Source organism: Microcystis sp. Msp_OC_L_20101000_S702, assembly GCF_007095705.1.
GTDB lineage: Bacteria > Cyanobacteriota > Cyanobacteriia > Cyanobacteriales > Microcystaceae > Microcystis > Microcystis ichthyoblabe_A.
Genome location: NZ_SFBO01000001.1, coordinates 1 through 19,244 on the forward strand (window position 1 = coordinate 1; position 19,244 = coordinate 19,244).

19 protein-coding genes and 2 pseudogenes are annotated in these 19,244 nt (G+C 43.7%); 13 read left to right on the top strand and 8 right to left on the bottom strand.

Annotated elements, in window-relative coordinates:
- Positions 1 to 219: pseudogene (locus tag EWV60_RS00005) on the top strand (DUF3782 domain-containing protein); the annotation flags it as partial.
- Positions 220 to 392: 173 nt separating this feature from the next.
- Here the strand turns inward: EWV60_RS00005 and EWV60_RS00010 are convergent.
- From EWV60_RS00010 to EWV60_RS00020, 3 genes are read right to left on the bottom strand one after another with little or no spacing between them, the layout of a single operon-like run.
- On the bottom strand, positions 393 to 578 hold the full coding sequence (locus tag EWV60_RS00010; RefSeq protein ID WP_002735013.1) for a type II toxin-antitoxin system HicA family toxin: 186 nt from the start codon (positions 576 to 578) through the stop codon (positions 393 to 395).
- Entirely contained in the window at positions 575 to 799 is a 225-nt protein-coding gene (locus EWV60_RS00015) for a type II toxin-antitoxin system HicB family antitoxin (protein WP_002734968.1), read from the bottom strand. Before EWV60_RS00015 ends, EWV60_RS00010 begins: the two co-directional genes overlap by 4 nt.
- Before the next feature lie 45 nt (positions 800 to 844).
- On the bottom strand, positions 845 to 1,093 hold the full coding sequence (locus EWV60_RS00020) for a DUF433 domain-containing protein (protein WP_002762195.1): 249 nt from the start codon (positions 1,091 to 1,093) through the stop codon (positions 845 to 847).
- 281 nt (positions 1,094 to 1,374) lie between these two features.
- Between EWV60_RS00020 and EWV60_RS00025 the strand changes: the two genes are divergently transcribed.
- The 3 genes from EWV60_RS00025 to EWV60_RS00035 are packed head-to-tail and all read left to right on the top strand — an operon-like array spanning position 1,375 to position 2,008.
- Complete coding sequence (locus tag EWV60_RS00025; protein ID WP_002762197.1) at positions 1,375 to 1,563, top strand: hypothetical protein; 189 nt, start codon at positions 1,375 to 1,377, stop codon at positions 1,561 to 1,563.
- Entirely contained in the window at positions 1,560 to 1,850 is a 291-nt protein-coding gene (locus EWV60_RS00030) for a type II toxin-antitoxin system RelE/ParE family toxin (protein WP_002744303.1), read from the top strand. Before EWV60_RS00025 ends, EWV60_RS00030 begins: the two co-directional genes overlap by 4 nt.
- Before the next feature lie 32 nt (positions 1,851 to 1,882).
- Positions 1,883 to 2,008, top strand: a complete 126-nt coding sequence (locus tag EWV60_RS00035) for a hypothetical protein (protein WP_260324428.1) — start codon at positions 1,883 to 1,885, stop codon at positions 2,006 to 2,008.
- A gap of 102 nt (positions 2,009 to 2,110) precedes the next feature.
- Here the strand turns inward: EWV60_RS00035 and EWV60_RS00040 are convergent, their stop codons facing one another.
- From EWV60_RS00040 to EWV60_RS00060, 5 genes are all read right to left on the bottom strand, one after another.
- Positions 2,111 to 3,595 (bottom strand): GUN4 domain-containing protein, encoded by a 1,485-nt coding sequence (locus EWV60_RS00040; protein ID WP_287230094.1) that lies wholly within the window; start codon positions 3,593 to 3,595, stop codon positions 2,111 to 2,113.
- Positions 3,596 to 3,605: 10 nt separating this feature from the next.
- Positions 3,606 to 4,145 carry a hypothetical protein gene (locus tag EWV60_RS00045; RefSeq protein WP_287230095.1) on the bottom strand — a complete coding sequence of 180 codons (540 nt, stop codon included), beginning with the start codon at positions 4,143 to 4,145 and terminating at the stop codon, positions 3,606 to 3,608.
- A gap of 91 nt (positions 4,146 to 4,236) precedes the next feature.
- Complete coding sequence (locus EWV60_RS00050; RefSeq protein WP_002794530.1) at positions 4,237 to 5,031, bottom strand: hypothetical protein; 795 nt, start codon at positions 5,029 to 5,031, stop codon at positions 4,237 to 4,239.
- A gap of 291 nt (positions 5,032 to 5,322) precedes the next feature.
- Entirely contained in the window at positions 5,323 to 5,709 is a 387-nt protein-coding gene (locus tag EWV60_RS00055; protein WP_287230097.1) for a hypothetical protein, read from the bottom strand.
- Between the two features lie 226 nt (positions 5,710 to 5,935).
- On the bottom strand, positions 5,936 to 6,166 hold the full coding sequence (locus tag EWV60_RS00060; RefSeq protein WP_002762207.1) for a type II toxin-antitoxin system CcdA family antitoxin: 231 nt from the start codon (positions 6,164 to 6,166) through the stop codon (positions 5,936 to 5,938).
- A gap of 333 nt (positions 6,167 to 6,499) precedes the next feature.
- Here EWV60_RS00060 and lepA point away from each other — a divergent pair, with 333 nt between their 5' ends.
- From lepA to EWV60_RS00105, 9 genes and pseudogenes are all read left to right on the top strand, one after another.
- Entirely contained in the window at positions 6,500 to 8,311 is a 1,812-nt protein-coding gene (gene lepA, locus EWV60_RS00065) for a translation elongation factor 4 (RefSeq protein ID WP_149107614.1), read from the top strand.
- Positions 8,312 to 8,370: 59 nt separating this feature from the next.
- Positions 8,371 to 9,552 carry an AAA family ATPase gene (locus tag EWV60_RS00070; RefSeq protein ID WP_287230099.1) on the top strand — a complete coding sequence of 394 codons (1,182 nt, stop codon included), beginning with the start codon at positions 8,371 to 8,373 and terminating at the stop codon, positions 9,550 to 9,552.
- Between the two features lie 3 nt (positions 9,553 to 9,555).
- Positions 9,556 to 10,242: a hypothetical protein gene (locus EWV60_RS00075; RefSeq protein WP_287230101.1), complete on the top strand. Its 687-nt coding sequence runs from the start codon at positions 9,556 to 9,558 to the stop codon at positions 10,240 to 10,242.
- 244 nt (positions 10,243 to 10,486) lie between these two features.
- A complete protein-coding gene (locus EWV60_RS00080) occupies positions 10,487 to 12,301 on the top strand; it encodes an ABC transporter ATP-binding protein (protein ID WP_287230103.1) in 1,815 nt (604 codons plus the stop codon).
- Positions 12,302 to 12,358: 57 nt separating this feature from the next.
- Entirely contained in the window at positions 12,359 to 12,745 is a 387-nt protein-coding gene (locus EWV60_RS00085) for a DUF4164 family protein (protein WP_103113222.1), read from the top strand.
- A 1,220-nt stretch (positions 12,746 to 13,965) separates the two neighbouring features.
- Positions 13,966 to 15,711 carry a potassium-transporting ATPase subunit KdpA gene (kdpA, locus tag EWV60_RS00090; protein ID WP_287230106.1) on the top strand — a complete coding sequence of 582 codons (1,746 nt, stop codon included), beginning with the start codon at positions 13,966 to 13,968 and terminating at the stop codon, positions 15,709 to 15,711.
- A 15-nt stretch (positions 15,712 to 15,726) separates the two neighbouring features.
- Positions 15,727 to 17,886 carry a potassium-transporting ATPase subunit KdpB gene (gene kdpB, locus EWV60_RS00095; protein WP_287230108.1) on the top strand — a complete coding sequence of 720 codons (2,160 nt, stop codon included), beginning with the start codon at positions 15,727 to 15,729 and terminating at the stop codon, positions 17,884 to 17,886.
- Positions 17,886 to 18,158 (top strand): annotated as a pseudogene (locus EWV60_RS00100) (HindVP family restriction endonuclease); the annotation flags it as partial. The gene kdpB and the pseudogene EWV60_RS00100, both read left to right, overlap by 1 nt.
- 12 nt (positions 18,159 to 18,170) lie before the next feature.
- A complete protein-coding gene (locus tag EWV60_RS00105; RefSeq protein WP_287230134.1) occupies positions 18,171 to 19,103 on the top strand; it encodes a DNA cytosine methyltransferase in 933 nt (310 codons plus the stop codon).
- Positions 19,104 to 19,244 lie beyond the last annotated feature (141 nt).

The following is a 19,244-nucleotide window of genomic DNA, read 5'->3' on the forward strand; positions in this document are numbered from 1 at the left end:
GTAGATGATTTTGTCAGCCGATTACAGCGATTTAAGGTTGCTTTCCCCCAATTTCGAGAGTTTCGGGTTTATGGGGCAGTGGCAGGCATTGAAATTGATCAGGGGATAGATGTCTATGCTTATCGGCGCGGTTTGTTTGTGATTAAGCAGTCGGGGGAAACGGTTAAAATTATCAATTATACTCAGTTTCAACCTTTGGGTTTTGCTGAAGGTGTTTAATCTCTTTTTTAAGAAGGCGTAATTTTGCGATCGCCTTTTTAATTAATAATGAATAGTTGATAATGTAAACTGTCAGGAGTCATTACGGCGGATTGTTAGTTTTATTTTATTATCCAAATTAGTAGCCGCAAACACGCACCCTACACTCTACAGCAGCTTAACAGGAGTCGCACTCATGGTTCTGGTATTTGTAAATCTCGACAAATTTTCCGCGTCAAGAATTCATTGATTTCACGATGGCGCGGAATGGCTGAAGATTTCTGATTGACACGATTTACATAAATCGTATGATTGCCGCCTTCTCTTAAGAATTCACAGCCATAAGCTTCTAAATGACGAATTAAGTTTATGCGTTTCATGCAGCCCAGAAAGTAACAGACTCTCGAATCACTTCTTGTCCTTGCAGTTGCTCTTCAGCTAATATACGATTAGCTTCTAAAACTAGCTCAATTGCTTCTTCTAAATTGCTTCTAGTTTCTTCTAGAGTCTCTCCTTGAGTATTAGCTCCTGGCAATTCTTCGACAAAACCAATATAGCCTTCGGGAACTTTCTGGAATATTTTTGTTAGTTTTAGTTGCATGATTTACCTCAGAATTTTAAATTATATCACCCACCATCATTAAAGTTAGCGGTGCGTTACGGCTGCTGAAGTGAAGCTAACGATATAATCGGATACAGCCCAAGCTGCATAATTAAGAGCCTGGCGAATATCTTCCTCCTCCAACTCTGGATAAGCCTCTAAGATTTCCTGAATAGATAACTGACTAGCCAACAGTTTCAAAACAAATCCTACAGTGATACGCATTCCTCGAATCGTTGGCTGTCCAAGACATATTTGTGGATTAACAGTAATACGGTCTAGCTCTCTAATCACCGTGGAACTCCTGAGATAAACTCCTCCTGTATTGTTACATACAGCAATGAATGTTGAGCAAGTTTCTGCGCTGCTGCGTGTGAATTAAGCGGCGACGAGAGTAAATATACAGCATTTATCCACCAAATAACACCAATCACGGGTTGAGGTTTCGTTGAGGACATCGAGAGGGAAAAGCCTTTTTGGATATTCTGAGCGTTAGCGGTGGTTTTAGAATACACCATCTCTAGGAGCCTATCTTGCTATAATGTAAACTGTCAGGAGTCATTTTGGAAACCATCATGGAAATAAAAAACATTAAACAAAAAGCCAGAAATTTAATCGATAAATTGCCGGATAATTCTACATGGGATGATTTGATGTATGAGATTTATGTGAGACAGGCAATTGAAGCAGGATTAGCCGATAGTGAGGCGGAAAAGGTTATTTCTGTGGCAGAAGTACGCACTAAGTTCAAGCTAGAGCCATGAAAGTTTTCTGGACAGAAACCGCCGTTAATCATTTATCATCCATCTACAACTACATATCACAAAACTCCCCTCAATATGCTCAAAGACTGGTGGAAAGATTGACCAGACGCTCAGAACAGATTGCTAATTTTCCCTTTTCGGGTCGTCTTGTTCCGGAGTTTGAAACTGAGCAGATCCGAGAAGTTATCGAGGGTTCTTATCGCATAATTTATTATATCAAGCCTGAGCAAATCGATGTTATTGCGGTACTTCATGCTGCCCGAAACATTGAAAATCCACAAGATTAACGATAATCCAAGACCATTGGGGGAGTAAATTAATGGCAGCAGTGAAGATTACCAAAAAGCGCAAGAAAGAACCACAAAGGCACAAAGAACACAAAGATTTTCTCACCCATAACTTTCTAGTAGGAACCATACTACAAAAACATCGGGCGAGTGGCTGACCCCTCGGTGACAGGTATCGAAAACCACGAACCCGCATGGCTTCGTGGAAAATTACCTGTTAATAATTGTTCACAAAATCTTGTAACCCTATGTGTTACAGTTCACAAGGGACACTCGGAAGAAAGAACCCCAAAAAGTACCCAAATCTCCGAATGTCCCAAACCTCTTTCAAAATAAGGAAATCCCACGTCCACTGGTGTGGGCAGATGTCCGCTTTGGGCTTTTTGATCAAAAGTAGCATTATTGTAGTATATCCAACTCCCATTCACTCGCCACCCTACTCTATCTCCGAATTTTTGATAGATATTGCTATTTAACTCTTCAGTTCCTCCCAAACTTCTGTAGATTTGTCTTTGGACACTGAAGCCGAATTTGCCGTTACTGTAGGCAACCCAAAGCTTATCCATCGTTCTCAAGTCTTCACAGGACAGATTTTTGACATCTTCATTTCTTAGCCAACCCTCCTTTTTCCTATTGCTGACCCTTAAAAGCAGATCGCCAGTTTCCTGATCGGCTTCTTTCCATTTGCCTTGGGCAAGGAGATCACGAAGCTTAGTATAGTTTATCCCCCTAGAGGATACCAAGGCAATTTCTGAGCTTGGAGAAGGTTGGGGAGCGGGGCGGGGGGTTGTTGTGACTGGAGGAGTTGGTTTGGTTGGGGGAAGAGTAACTTGAGGCGTAGGACGGGACGGGGTAACTTGAGGCGTAGGTTTTGGGGGAGAAGGTGAAGAGGCGGCAATCGGTTGGGGATTTAAAAATACATCTCCCACAAGAGCTTCGGATACCCAAGGAATCTGCTGATTGTTAGTTGCCTGTAAAACATCTTCCCTAACTCTCCTGAACATCTGTCCTATTTCTAGGGGGGATTTTAGGTATTTCAACAGGTGGGCGGTGTAGGGGGAATTTCTCCCTTTTCCTGCTAGAGAGTCCGCTGCTATCTGACCCGGTGCTGTGGAAAAAGCGATGAGAGTACCTCGCCCAGAGCTATTAATCCCTGCCAGTCCTCGGGAAGCCAAACTTCTGCCGCTAGAGCGCCAACGACGATAGAATGGGTTATCCCGACAGGCATCAAGGATGACGATTTTGACTTTTGCATCCGTATCTTCGATCGCATTAATAATCTTGCCGAGGGGAATTGCATCATATCCGACATCAGCCTCCCTAGCTAGTTTGGCATCAATGGGGATGACGTAGTTTTCTCCCCCCACCTGTACCCCATGCCCCGCATAGTAAAATATACCTATGTCCCCCTGACGCAACTGCTTATTGAAGGCTTCTACCGCCTCATCTATTTTTCTCCTGTCGGCATTCTTAAGCAGCGTCACCTCAAAGCCAATCTCTTTCAAGGCGTTGGCTACATCCGTGGCATCGTTGACGGGATTGGCTAGGGGATCTTCCGGGTAAGCCCCGTTGCCGATTACCAAGGCGACTCGCTTTTGTCTCTGAGCTATCAACCATTCTCCTAAAAGAAGGGAAGGAGAAGAATTTACTCTGGGAGAAACAGTCAAAGAATGACTTTTTGCTACTGCTAAAGGAATGGTGATAGCTAAGAGAAAGCTAGTTATCAATCGGGTCAGCTTAAGCATAGATTTTAGGTCATACTTGGGAACCGTAGGCGCGTAGGTAAATGGTCATCTTGTTTGGTGAGGTCATTTCTATCGTTTTCAGCACATAGATTTTATTGGGGTCACTGGTCAGCTTACCAAATTCTTGATCGTTCAGAACTTGAGTCAAGTTAAGAATTACTGAATCGTTAGTGCGGCCTATTTTAAAACTTGAAGCAGGTACATTTTCTATTGGGATAGTTAAGCCTCGAATAGGTCTAACCTTGCCTCTCGCACCGTTGGGGAGTGTTACCCAAATTTCGTCCTGTAGGGTAAATTCCACCGATTTAACTTCAGTTAAGGAAATGTTTTCGGAATCTCCCCCGGCTGTCACTGTCAAAGTTTTCGGATCGAACTTCACCAATTTCCCCGTCAGCGAACTTACCTTTTTCCGCCGTACTGTTGCCTGTTGGGGTAGCGCAACCTGCCACGCCGAACGGTTGGTATTGGCTTGCTGTCTTGTCTGGGCGATCGCTTTTTGAGGCAGAAAGCTATTCCTGCTCCCCAAAGGACAAAGCATCAAAGTTCCCATTATGGCTAAGGAAAGATAAGGGATGATGTACCGACCCATATAGCTCCAACTTTTGGCAGATTTTCCGATAATTCTAGCAAACTTTCCCGGACTAGAAGCTTTTGGCGGGACTGAGGATAGTGAGGCGATCGCCCTTTCCCGAATCTGGAAAAATTAGCACTGGAGGAACCCGATTTCCTGCATTTTTTGCGTTGAGACTAGGAAAAACGTATAGGTGGCCGTTGGCATCGGATAATAAACGCCAGATGGTCGGGTTTTGATTCAGTTCATTACCGAGAAGCCCATCATAGCGGGTGCGATCACCAAAAATCCGAACAGAGCTAGGATTTTCCAATAACTTATCCAATTTCCGACCGATAACTGCATCCTCCCCCTTCATGGCGATGGTGATAGCTGGTAGGGTAGAGGTTTCGTTGAGGGCATCCCTCCGGGCATCGGCGTATCCTTGCCCCCTAGCAAGGAAGTACAGCACAAGGAACAGCCAGAGAACTATGATCACCTCGTCTAATAAGGAAGCCAGAAATTGTAGTTGATAGTTCTGGTTGGCGGTTAATCCCAGTCTTTGGGCGGCTTTCTGCAAGGGTTGATGGAATAATCTGCCGAGGATAGCGATCGCTTTAAAAGTCATTACCATGCCAAGGATAGCCACTCCAATAGCTATGATGGTTTTCAGGATAGCCCAAGGACTTCTGAATAGCAGGGAGAAAGAGGCGATATAGAAGGATTCTAGGGGCAGGTTGAGGGTAGTTAGATCCACTTGGAAGAAGCCGAAGTAGAACCATCGGTAAATCCAGCCAGTGAAATAGAGTGCGATCGCTAACAAACCGATGACACTGACTAACTTACCCAAGGGGCTAAACGGTTCTTGAGGTAGAGAGGCTGACATGGAGGGAGTAATCGAGCAGAGGGGGATGGTAGTAATATTAGGGGATTTTCTAACCGTTAGAGCTTCTTAGTCTCCTACCGCTACAGTACAGTATCAAAACCTAGAGAGAGAAACTATCCCTTTTTGTACATTCTGATCGTTAGCGAAGACGATGATCGCTTTTCAAAATTAGTGGTTTTAAAATACACCATCTCTAGGAGCCTATCTTGCTATAATGTGAACTGTCAGGAGTCATTTTGGAAACTATTATGGAAATAAAAAATATTAAACAAAAAGCCAGAAATTTAGCCGTTAATTATTGATCAGCCATCTACAACTACATATCACAAAACTCCCCTCAATATGCTCAAAGACTGGTTGAAAGATTGACCAGACGCTCAGAACAGATCGCTGCTCTAGGGTAGCATCTTTGAGCAGCAGGCGATCGCCGTTTTTGCTCACAATCAACACCCGTTCGATCTTCGGGGTTTCAGGAGAGTCAATTTTTCGCTTTAATTGGTAAAATTTCTCAGCGATGGCGATTGTTCCGCTAATAATGCCGATGATAGTGGCGATGGTGGCAAGGGTTCCCTCTTTCTGCACTTCGGAGATAACTTCGTAGCTGCCTTGCACCCCTTCCATATCTAGGATATCCTGAGCAACTTTGATAGCATCGGCTCCTTCAATTTCTATCTGCATCAGTTTTGTTCCTCCCGTAAGTACCCAAGCAAAATGATCCTAAATCCGTTTATTAAAAACTGATTATCTATTCCCCCTTTTGCCTGTCCTGATATCTAGCCTATACTCAACGAATCTAGTATGACCAGCTTAGTTGGGGAAAAAATCTCAATTACCATCAATGGTTGACCTAAGAAAATATTTCAGTCTCTCCGTCGGGAAATAACCTATTAGAGACTGAAAAATCTTAGTCATTCCATTCCCCTTTGGGTGGTACGGGAGGATTGCGTCGAAGATGACGGGTTAAGTCCTCATCCGGTTGTTTCTCTCCTCTTAGCCACTGTTTAATCGCTGTTTCGATGATGCGACTAGGATCGTTAGTCAGGTGTTTAATCTGTTCTAAAACTTCCGAGTCAAGGTGAATAGCGATTTCAACTTTCTCCGCCGTGCGCTGAGTCGGTGTAGCATTGTCGTTCATAAGCTCTATTAATGATTGCTATCTATCATTCTACCCGTCAGTCGAGGATTCTCATCCAAGAGTTTATCTATAGTAATCCGATTTGGACAAATCATAGAGCCTTTCCTTAGCCATTGCCCTTTGCCTGATTTTGTCCCCATACTCAAACTGACCATAGTTTCCTGTGGATGCCGAGAGGGAAAGCTAAGGTCAAAACCCTGACTATACTTGCAGTTTAGCTTTTTTTACCTTTTACTTTTCGCTTTTGCTCCAGCCTTAGAGACTTTACCTCTACAATGAATTAAGGAATCTAAAATTTTATAAACCCCTGACTTTTGCCAACAGTGAACCACGATGACTGACGTTCCCGTTTCTCGCATTCGCAATTTTTCCATCATCGCTCATATCGATCATGGTAAATCAACTCTCGCCGATCGCCTCCTGCAAATTACAGGAACCGTAGCCCAACGGGAGATGAAAGAACAATTTCTCGATAATATGGACTTGGAACGGGAACGAGGTATCACCATCAAGTTACAGGCGGCACGGATGGATTATACCGCTAAGGATGGTCAAAAATACGTTCTCAATCTGATTGACACCCCCGGCCATGTGGATTTTTCCTACGAGGTTTCTCGGTCTCTAGCGGCGTGCGAGGGAGCTTTATTAGTTGTGGATGCGTCCCAAGGCGTGGAGGCGCAAACTTTAGCCAATGTTTACCTAGCGCTGGAAAATAACCTCGAAATTATCCCAGTTTTAAATAAAATCGACCTACCCAGTGCCGAACCGGAACGAGTCGCGGCGGAAATCGAGGAAGTGGTGGGTTTAGACTGTAGTGAGGCGATTCGGGCCTCGGCTAAGGCTGGGATCGGTATTAATGATATTCTAGAGTCGATCGTCCAATTGGTTCCCCCTCCCCAAGATACCCTCGAAGAACCCTTCCGAGCTTTAATTTTTGATAGTTATTACGACGCTTATCGAGGGGTAGTTGTCTATTTCCGCGTTATGGATGGTCGGGTGAAAAAGGGCGATAAAATTCGTTTTATGGCTTCTGGTAAAGAATTTGTTATTGATGAATTGGGAATTTTATCACCGCAACAGGTACAGGTAAATGAACTGCACGCGGGAGAAGTGGGTTATCTGGCAGCCGCGATTAAAACTGTTGCTGATGCCCGGGTGGGTGATACGATTACTCTAACCGCTAAACCAGCACAAGAGCCTTTACCCGGTTATACAGAAGCAAAACCGATGGTTTTCTGCGGATTATTCCCCACCGATGCTGATCAGTATGCCGATCTCAAAGATGCGCTGGAAAAGTTAAAATTAAACGATGCAGCTCTATCCTACGAACCGGAAACTTCTAGCGCCATGGGTTTTGGTTTCCGTTGCGGTTTCTTGGGACTGCTACACATGGAAATCGTCCAGGAAAGACTAGAAAGGGAATATAACTTAGATTTAATTACCACTGCTCCCTCGGTAGTTTATCAGGTAACTACTACCGATGGGGAAATTGTCGAAGTGGATAATCCCAGTTTGTTACCTTCCCCACAAAAACGGGAAAAAATTGAGGAACCTTATATCCAAGTGGAAATGATTACTCCGGAAACCTATGTAGGCGCTTTGATGGAATTATGTCAAAGTCGTCGGGGAGTTTTCAAGGATATGCGTTATTTTACTAAAACTCGCACCGCTTTGATTTATGAGTTACCTTTAGCGGAAGTGGTGACGGACTTTTTTGATCAATTAAAATCTCGATCGCGCGGTTACGCTAGTATGGAATATCAATTAATTGGCTATCGGGAAAATGAGCTAGTTAAATTAGATATTATGGTCAATGGTGATCCCGTTGATGCTTTAGCGATGATCGTTCACCGGGATAAAGCTTATTATGTTGGTCGCGCTTTAACCGAAAAGTTAAAAGAATTGATTCCCCGTCATCAATTTAAGGTTCCCATTCAAGCAGCTATTGGTTCTAAAATCATCGCTAGTGAACATATTCCTGCTTTAAGAAAGGATGTCTTAGCTAAGTGTTATGGTGGTGATATTAGCCGCAAGAAAAAGCTGTTAGACAAGCAAGCAAAAGGGAAGAAACGGATGAAAGCGATCGGAACTGTTGATGTCCCCCAGGAGGCATTTATGGCAGTCCTAAAACTCGATCCTCAGTAAAGTCTAGGGGTGAGTCAATCCTCACCCTTTTTAGTTTTGGCAGAGGGAAAGAAATTATTATGAAACTTTTGAAATTATCCTATCAAGATTTATCCTCTGGATTAAGTATAGATTCTTGCAAATTTTTTCCAGATTTGAATTTATTAGTTGGTATCTCAGGTGCAGGAAAAACCTCGATTTTAAAGGCTATTAGTAATTTAAAAAGAATCGCTAACGGTGCATCCATAAATGGGGTGAAATGGGATGTGGAACTTTTAACCAATGATAATGTTCGTTATCATTGGTTGGGTGAATTTGAGGTAAAAAAAGCGCGTTCTCTCATCAAGATTGAAGAAGATGAAGTCAATAGTAATGACGGCGAAAATAAGGTTAGTATAATTAGGGAAACTCTTTTAAAAGATCAAGATGTTTTGATCGCAAGAAATCAAGAGGTAATTGAGTTTAAACATTCAAAGACACCAAAACTACCATCTTATTTAAGCTGTATAGAGCTTTTCAATCAAGAAGAAGATGTTTTCCCTGTTCGACAGGAATTTAACAAAATGATTTTCAATCCACTTAAGTTTAATACCTCATATTATTCAACATTTGATAAAATCTTTAGAAACGACGAATATACCGAATATAACTCTCTCTCTGAATTACAATCGAGTCAACTTCCTATTTCCGACAAACTACTGATCACTTATGAAAAATATCCCGATACGTTCGAGATAATAAAGAGAAAGTTTTTAGATATTTTCCCTCAAGTTGAAGATTTAAAAATAGAATTTTTAGAACCATCCAAACTAGGTGATCTGTTTGTTTCATCACCTCCAATGGTTTTATTTGAAGAGCCACCTCACATACAAATAAAAGAAAAAAACTCTCATGTCTGGATTTTAGACCCAAATATCTCCTCTGGAATGATAAAAAGCCTGATGTTCTTAGCAACGATCGAATTATCTCCTGATGGCAGCGTTATATTAATCGATGAATTTGAAAATAGTTTGGGGGTTAACTGTTTGGACACTTTAACAGAAGATTTATTAGTTAATTATCGAGATTTACAGTTTATTATTACCAGTCATCATCCCTATATAATTAATAATATCAGTCCTGCCTATTGGAAAATAGTCACTCGTAAAGGAGGAGTAATTCAGGTACACAATGCGGCTGATTTTCATATTTCTAAAACTCGACAAAAAGCCTTTATTGATCTTATCAATGTCCTAGAAGAATTTCCCCAAGGAATTAGTTAATCGATGAATATTTATTTTTTAGTTGAAGGAAGAAGTACCGAAAAAAAGCTTTATACTGCCTGGTTAACTTATCTTATTCCCGAATTTAAGCGAGTTGATTTTTACGATCAAGTCAATCACAACAATTACTTTCTGATTAGTGGTAATGGCTACCCCTCGATACTTGATGAGGGAATTCCTAACGCCATCGATAAAATTCAAGAAGTATCCAAATATAACTATCTAGTCATCTGTCTCGATGCTGATGAGGATACTGTCGAAGAAAGAGAACAATATGTTAATGACTTTATCACCAAACATATTACTATCCCCGCACAACTTGAAATCGTGATAATCATTCAAAATCGATGTATTGAAACATGGCTACTAGGCAATCGTACAATATTTAATTCTAAACAACCTTTACAGCAGAGACTTTTAGCTGATTATGTTCAACACTATGATGTTTACGAAAATGATCCCGAACTAATGGGTAGATTTAATTGCAGAAATCATGCCGATTTTCATTTTGCTTATCTAAAGTCTATTTTTAAAGATAAAGGTTTGTCTTATTCTAAAAAATTCCCTGGGGAAGCTCAAGAACAATACTATCTTAATCAATTAAAAAAGCGTATCGATAAAACCGAACACTTAAAAACCTTTCAGAAATTTATTAATTTTTGTGATAATATTCGTCAAAATTTTAGATAAATTGATCTCTGGTGCTTCTGACGAGGATGAAATATAAGCTGATCTGGCATCGTCTCCTGACTAATAGCTGATTGAGAATACAAGACTATGACAAGGCTTTTGTCCTATAAATTTCTAGGTCGGCAGATTTTTGTAGTATTGTAGTATAATGGTAACTCCAGAAAAACAATCCCAAAAGTGCCTTTAGTCTCTTCAGTTAGCAGTTACCAGATAGAAGTTAAAAATTGGCAATTTACTTGATGTTATGGCTTCCTTACGCGATATTCTCAGTTACTATCGCAATTATCAAAAAGCCGCCTTTTTGAGCATTGCTGCCTCCAGTGTCTTTGAAATTATCGATCTGATGGTTCCCTACGCTGTCGGACAGATTCTTAATGTTCTTTCCGATCAACCTTTAGATGGATTCGTACAATCTTTAGTTAATCGCACCATGATTTTAACTCCCTTTGCCCCAGAAAAGTGGGTTAGTTTGGCAGTATTATTAGGCTTAATTTTCCTAACCACGGTAATTAAAGCACCAATTCAGCCTTGGGTGGGTGTATGGTTTCACTGGGAAATATCCTTAAGAGCGCGACGAGATCATCTCAAAAAAATTATTGCCAAAATTCTCACCTTACCTCTATCTTTTTACGATGAAAATAATCCAGGACGCATCGCTAACCGGATCGCCAAAGGGATAGAAAGTCATACTTGGACTTATCCCGAAGTGGCGGGAATGATGATCCCAAAACTGTTTAGAGTTTTGGGTATCTTTATTGTTATTTGGATAATTCAATGGCAGATCGCCCTCGCTTTTGTTATTTCTTTTGTATTAATTCTAGTTTTTATTGTCAGAGATTTAAAAGATTTAATGCAAAAAGAAAGAATCCTTGATCGGCACATTGAAAATACCCAAAGTCGCAATTCTGAGATTATTACTAATATCAAAACTGTCAAAGCTTTTGCCACAGAAGGACAGGAGTTATATCGTCAGAAACAGCGTTTAGAGAGAGAATTTACCTACGTTGTCTATCGCATTCATAAGGGTTATGTGGACTTAATTACTTGGGAAAAAACCCTCGTCCAAGCTAGTTTATTTGGAGTATTTTTCTTTACTCTCCTAGCCACCGTTCAACAGAAAATCTCGATCGGGCATTTTATCACCACCTATACCCTCGCTAGTATGGCCTATGCGGAATTAGATCCCCTATCCCAAATGGCAGAAACTTTCGCTCGTCGCTATGCTTCTATGGCCCGTTTACAGGAATTTATCAACTTGCCTAGTGGAACTGATTCCGGTAGTCTTTTAGCCGATCATGCCCAACATAATCCCTATCATTTTACAGGGAAAGTAGAATTAAGTAATCTTAGCTTTGGCTATAGTCCAGACAGAACGATTATTAAGGATATTAATCTGCTGATTGAACCCTATCAAACCGTGGCATTAGTGGGAAAATCGGGTTCAGGAAAATCCACTTTAGTTAAGTTACTTTTCCGCTATTTTGAACCGAATCAAGGGCAAATTATGATGGATGGCGAGGATATTCGTCGCTTAGATGTGACTTGGTATCGGCGACGGTTAGCGATTGTCCATCAAGAAGTAGATGTGTTTAATGGTACGGTGTTAGAAAATCTCACCTACGGTAATCCTAATATTAGCTTCGAGAAGGTAGCAGAAGCCTGTAAAATTGCCCGTGTCGATGAATTTATTCATGAATTACCTAATGGTTATTCCACTATTGTAGGGGAAAGGGGCGTGCGTCTTTCGGGGGGACAAAGACAGCGTTTAGGAATTGCTAGAGCTTTAATTGTCGATCCAGATGTGTTAGTTTTTGATGAGGCCACTTCTAGCTTAGATTATGAGTCAGAAAGAGCCATTCAACTAGCCATGAAATCCATTTTAGGCACTCGCACCACAATTATTATCGCCCACCGTCTCAGTACCGTTCGAGAAGCGGATCAAATTGTCGTCTTAGATAATGGTCGTATTGTCGAGATCGGTAGCCATGATCAATTATTAAATCAGCAGGGAATCTATCAACGTCTCCACTCTTTGCAAGAAAGCGGTGAACTGGTTTAGTCTTAAAATAGTCTCCGATAGCGGACCGAGAAAATATATCTAATGGGAGTTGATACTATGTCTAACGAAACCGTTACCTATTCCCTAGAAGCTGTTTTGACAAGGATTGAGGGGAAAATTGACAATCTCCAAAAAGATGTTAACCAAAAATTTGACAGTTTCCAAAAAGATGTTGACCAAAAATTTGAAAGTCTCCAAAAAGATTTTAACCAAAAATTTGAAAGTCTCCAAAAAGATTTTAACCAAAAATTTGACAAACTCGACGAACGATTAAATAAGCTAGAGGTGGGACAGGCAAAGTTAACTGAAAAGGTTGAGGGCATCGATAATCGCCTAAAATCAGTGGAAGGAACCCAAAAAAATCAGGTTTGGACATTAATTATTCTTTTGGCAAGTGCGATCGCTACTGCTGGTTGGAAAGTATTTTTTTCAGGTAATCCCTAGAATTAAACAGTGGCTATTAGTCACAGTTTCAAGTTTTGTCGGGGTAGTGATTCGGTAGTAGTGGCGTAGCTCTCTTGCTTATCTAGCCTGAGTTGTGTAGAATATTTACTAATAAAAATAATTGCTTGATAAATGTTAAAGATTTGCTTTTTATGATTGCTATTTTTATCAATCTCTTCTCTTGTATAATTAAACTTTGGTTAAATTATGATGGAGATTCAGAACATTTTCTTCTGACAAAAAATTAACAAACTTCAACATCTTGTTGTCCTAAATTCGGTTCTTATTTATGAAAATATAGCTGTCATACGTCATATTGGCGTAAATTTATTGTCCCAAGAAAAGACTGCCAGGGTAGGCATTGAGAACAAGCGACTTATTGCTGGTTGGAATAATCACTATCTGGAAACTGTTCTTGGTTGTCTTAATATTTCTACGAACCAAATGTTATTAAACTTTGGACAAAAGAAAACCTAATTGGCGTAAAAGTTACACCAATTAAAATCCTGCTTTTTTTGTTACTATCAGTTGCTGTTGGAAAAATCAGTTCGTTGGCTTATAGTTTATAATACCAGCTTTGTTTTTTGATTTTGCTTTGTTTGATAACGAATCAGATGACAATGGTGCGGAATCAATATTGGTTATGGCAAAACGCTCCTAAGAACCGCTATTTTTCAGCTTTTTTACGCGCTGAGAAAGAGGAGATATTGTCTCCAATTAGATTTGCGTAAAAGGGCTCTTCTAGAGTAGCTATGATATTTTAGCAGAAAATAGTCCACACAAGCTTTGCCAAGTAAGGCTCACCAGAATTAAAAAAAGCAATTTTAATAAAAAAGCTTTTTGCTTTGTTCGATCCTAGTCTATTTAAGGGTTTAGGCTCATTGAAACTACTAATTTGCCATAACCAGTCTAGGAGAACCCGTAAATTTTACGCAAATCTTTTTTTCTTTGTCCAAAGTCCAAAAATGTTAAGAATTGTGTGCGACTGCTCTGAAATCGCTATAATCATCCCAGCAGAGGCGATAGTAATCCCTCGATCATCCACTGGTTAACGATCGCTAATAATTAGACAAACTTGGTTTTCTCAAGCGGTTTCGAGACAGCGAACCCCTGAGTTTCCCGGTCGACCATGGACGGTGAGCTTGTCGAATCCGTCGATTGAGCCGCCACATTTCCACAAGCTCAATGACCACTAGCCTTTTTTCGGAGTCGATCGAACCATGTTGCAAGGATGGATTCAAATCGCGCTCACGATCCTGATAATCGTGGCAATCACCCCCTTTTTCGGGCGCTATATGGCGAGGGTTTTCATGGAACGGAGAACCCTACTCGACCCACTGTGCGATCAAGTCGAGAGTCTTCTTTACAGCTTCGTCGGGGTGAAAGGGAAAGAGAATATGACCGGCTGGCAGTACCTCCGCGCCGTTCTCTACAGTAACGCGGTGATGGCAATTCTGGTTTTTTCCCTGATTGCGGGCCAAGGATTCCTTCCCCTCAACCCGACGGCGATCCCCGCTCCCACTTGGGACACCACGCTACATACGACGATTTCCTTTATCACCAACACCAACCAACAGCATTATTCCGGAGAAACCACCCTCAGCTACGCGAGTCAGATCTGGGGACTCGGCTACCAGATGTTCACCTCGGCCGGAACCGGTCTAGCGGTGGGGATCGCCTTTATTCGGGGACTGACGGGGCGACCGTTGGGCAATTTCTACGTGGATCTGATCCGAGCGATCACCCGTATCCTCTTACCGATCTCGATCGTGGGGGCAATTGCCCTGATCATCGCCGGAGTTCCGGAAACCCTCGCCGGCCCGGCAATCTTGCCGACGCTAGAAAACCCGAACCTCAGTCAGGCGATCGCCCGCGGTCCAGTGGCCCACTTCGAGATTATTAAGGAATTGGGAGAAAACGGCGGCGGCTTTTTTGCCAGCAACTCGGCCCACCCCTTTGAAAACCCGAACGGATTCGTCAATCTGGTGCAATTAGTGGCGATTTTATCGATTCCGTCCTCGTTAATCTACACCTACGGGGTTTTCGCCGATAATCTCAAGCAAGCTCGGTTAATCTATCTAATTCCCCTCGGTATCTTCATCGGCTTTACGATCATCACAGCGATCGGGGAATATAACGGCAACCAGGCGATTAACTCGCTGCTAGGGGTCGATCGAGCGGTTAACTTTGAGGGCAAAGAAGTACGCTTCGGTTGGGCGCAATCGGCCTTGTACGCGGTAACTACCACGGCCACCATGTGCGGTGCGGTGATCGCCATGCACGATTCCTTGATGCCGAACGGCGGCTTCGCCACCCTCTCGAATCTGTTCCTGCAAATCGTTTTCGGAGGCCAGGGAACTGGCACCGCCTACCTGTTTGCCTATCTAATCCTCGCAGTATTCGTCACCGGGCTAATGGTGGGAAGAACCCCGGAATTCCTCGGGCGCAAAATTGAGAAACGGGAAGTGGTGTTAGCGAGTTTTTTAATTCTGCTGGTTCACCCGATCGCCATCCTTATCCCCGGAGCGATCGCCCTTGCTATCCCTGATTTTCAAGGCATCAGTAACCCCGGCTTTCACGGATTATCTCAAGTTATCTACGAGTACGCTTCCGCCGCCGCCAATAACGGATCGGGCTTCGAGGGACTAGGAGATTCCCAGCCCGCACCACTTGCGATCGCGGCTGGGGCGAAACCGACGATGACCGCTCTCTGGTGGAATCTGAGCGCCTGCTTCAGTTTACTCGCCGGACGGTATATTCCGATCGCCGCCCTGCTCTTGTTAGCCGATGGGATGTCCCGCAAACAACCAGTTGCCGCCACCACCGGAACCCTCCGCACCGATACCGGACTCTTTACCGGCGTGACGGCGGGGGTGATTTTAATTCTCGGTGCGCTCACTTTCTTGCCGATATTGGCCTTGGGTCCGATCGCGGAAGCCTTTCAAATCACCCGGATGATCGGCTAGGAGTTTGGATAATTTATGAGAACGAACAGAGGAAATTCTAAGTCCCCCCGCCCGTTGCGAGTGCCGAGAGGTCGCCGGGACGACCGCCGCCATACCCCCAAGGTAAACCGAACCGGTCTCTATCAAAGCGCGATCCGGCAGTCCTTCCTCAAACTCGACCCGCGCATCGCCGTGCGTAACCCTGTCCTATTCGTGGTCTGGTTGGGAACAATCGTCACGGCCCTGGTGACGATCGACCCGCATCTATTCGGCACGATCGCTGGGGAGAGGGGACAACAACGGCTACTTAACGGCATCATCACCCTGATCCTCTTCTTGACGGTGCTGTTTGCCAACTTCGCCGAGGCGATCGCAGAGGGACGGGGAAAAGCCCAGGCCGATGCCCTACGCTCCACCCGCAGCGACTCGATCGCCCGAAAAATCCTGGCCGACGGATCGATCGAGTCGGTCAGTTCCACGGCCTTGCATCGGGGTGATCGGGTAAAACTGCTGGCCGGGGACGTGATTCCCGCCGACGGGGAAGTGATCGAGGGAATCGGTTCGGTGGATGAATCGGCGATCACCGGAGAATCGGCCCCCGTCCTCAAACAACCCGGCACTGACATCGCCAGTTCCGTCACCGGTGGTACGCGGCTTCTCTCGGACGAGTTGACAGTGCGGATCACCCAAGATCCCGGCCGGGGTTTTATTGATCGCATGATCTCCCTGGTGGAAGGGGCCGAGCGCACGAAAACCCCCAACGAGATCGCGCTGACGGTACTTCTGGCTGTGTTAACCCAAGTCTTTTTAATTGTCGTGGCCACGATTCCCTCGATCGGGAACTATATCGCTGGTTTTCTGGAAACGAGCCTCAGTCCTGCGGTTGCGGATACCTTTCGGGCCGGCTCCAGTATCGCCATCTTGATCTCCCTCCTCGTCGCCCTCATTCCCACGACGATCGGCGGTTTATTGAGTGCGATCGGTATCGCCGGGATGGATCGTGTGGCTCAGTTTAACGTCATTGCCACCTCTGGACGCGCCGTGGAAGCCTGCGGCGACGTAAATACCCTCCTTCTCGACAAAACGGGAACAATCACCCTCGGCAACCGGCTAGCTGACGAATTTATCCCCGTCAACGGTCATAACCTCGAGGAATTAGCCCGCGTCTGTCTAGCGGCCAGCCTTTTCGACGAAACCCCGGAAGGACGCTCGATCGTTGCCTTAGCCCGGAATTTGGGCGCAAACCTCGATATCGATGGCCAACCCAGCGAGGCAATCCCATTCTCCGCTCGTACCCGCATGAGCGGCACCGATAGGGACGGGGAGGAATACCGTAAGGGAGCCGTAGACGCGATTAAAGGTTTCGTCCGTTCTAGGGGTGGTTCCGTTCCCGAGACCCTCGATGAGGCACAGGAAAGGGTTTCCCATTTGGGGGGAACTCCCCTGGCCGTCTGTCGGGGTAACGATATCTACGGGGTGATCTATCTCAAAGACATCGTGAAACCGGGATTAAAAGAACGTTTCGACCAATTACGGCGCATGGGTGTGAGAACGATCATGCTCACCGGCGACAACCAGATCACGGCGGCGGTGATCGCGGCGGAGGCGGGGGTGGATGATTTTATCGCCGAGGCCACCCCAGAAGATAAGATCGAGGTGATCCGTCGCGAGCAAGCCAAGGGCAAGTTAGTTGCTATGACGGGGGACGGAACCAACGACGCACCGGCACTGGCCCAGGCTAATGTCGGTGTGGCGATGAACTCCGGAACCCAAGCGGCAAAGGAGGCGGCTAATATGGTGGATCTCGATTCCGACCCGACCAAGCTGATCGATTTAGTGACCATCGGCAAACAGTTATTAATTACCCGCGGCGCCCTGACCACGTTTTCGGTAGCTAACGATATCGCTAAGTATTTCGCCATTATCCCGACGATTTTCGCCGCTGCCGGGATCGGTGCTTTAAATATCATGGGTTTGAAAAGCGCTCAATCGGCGATCGTCTCAGCCCTGATCTACAATGCCCTGATTATCCCCGTTTTGATTCCCCTGGCACTTAAAGGCGTTCAATTTCGCCCGCTCACGGCTGACCAACTATTGCGGCGCAATATCCTCATCTACGGCGTGGGAGGCATGATTGCGCCGTTTATTGCTATTAAGATTATTGATGAGATAATTTCAGCGATCGGGTTGAGGTAATGGGAAAATCGGCAATATTTAAGCCTAGTTTATTCGGATTGAAGCACTCGAATCGGGATTTTACCCAAAAAAAAACCTGGGGTAAAAATCAATTTAACTCCTCATTTCCAGCTTCTTTGTGCGCTTACTTAGATGGGAAAGGACTGAAAAATGTATATCTGAAACTCGATGAAAATTTAAAAATTCAACCTGGGGAGTTAAGTACACAAGAGTTATACGGTCTAGCTCCCGATTCCGATAATTTATTTTACGCTTTCGAGAGTCAATTTAGAGGAGGGAGCAAAATGATCACAATCGATTTATTCGCTGGTTGTGGTGGTTTATCTTTAGGTTTCCAGAAAGCAGGGTTTACTATTGTGGCTGCATTTGATAATTGGATACCTGCTATAGATGTCTATAGAAATAACTTTAGTCATCCGATATTTAATGTCGATTTATCTAGAGAATCTAGCCAAGAAATATTGGCTCAATATAATCCTGAGATTATTGTCGGCAGCCCTCCTTGTCAAGACTTTTCCAGTGCTGGTAAGAGAAACGAGGGTTTAGGACGAGCGAATCTAACGCTCACATTCGCTGAAATTGTCACCAGAGTAAGTCCCCAATGGTTTGTTATGGAAAATGTGGATAGAATTGAGAAAAGTAAAATACTCACTCAGGCAAAACAAATTTTTAAAAGTCATGGTTATGGTTTAACTGAAAAAGTTATTAATTCTTGTTACTGCGGAGTTCCTCAAACTAGAAAAAGATATTTTCTGATCGGTAAAATGAAGGAAGAAGATGATTTTTTAATCGATGAAATTAATGAAAATCTATCAAGTCAACCTCTGACTGTATTTGACTATGTGGGCAAAGAATTAGATATAGAATACTATTATAGACATCCTAGAAGCTATCAAAGAAGGGCGATATTCAGTATTTATGAACCTAGCCCTACTATTCGAGGAGTAAATCGACCAGCTCCCAAAACCTATCGACAACATCCCGGGGATGCTTGTCATCTTAAGGAAAAATTAAGACCGCTAACAACGAGGGAGCGAAGCTATATTCAAACTTTTCCTAAAGACTTTATTTTTACAGGAACAAAATCTAATCTAGAACAAATGATTGGCAATGCTGTTCCTATTAATTTGGCTAGATATGTAGGCCAATGTATTCTTAACTATGAATTGAAAAAGGAGAAAAAGATAACCTATCGACAACTACAGCTAAGTAAGTAGTTATAATTAAATTGAAAATAGATTTTGTCTTTGATCCCCCCTTAATCCCCCCTTGATAAGGGGGGTGTCGATCCCCCCTTAATCCCCCCTTGATAAGGGGGGTGTCGATCCCCCCTTAATCCCCCCTTGATAAGGGGGGTG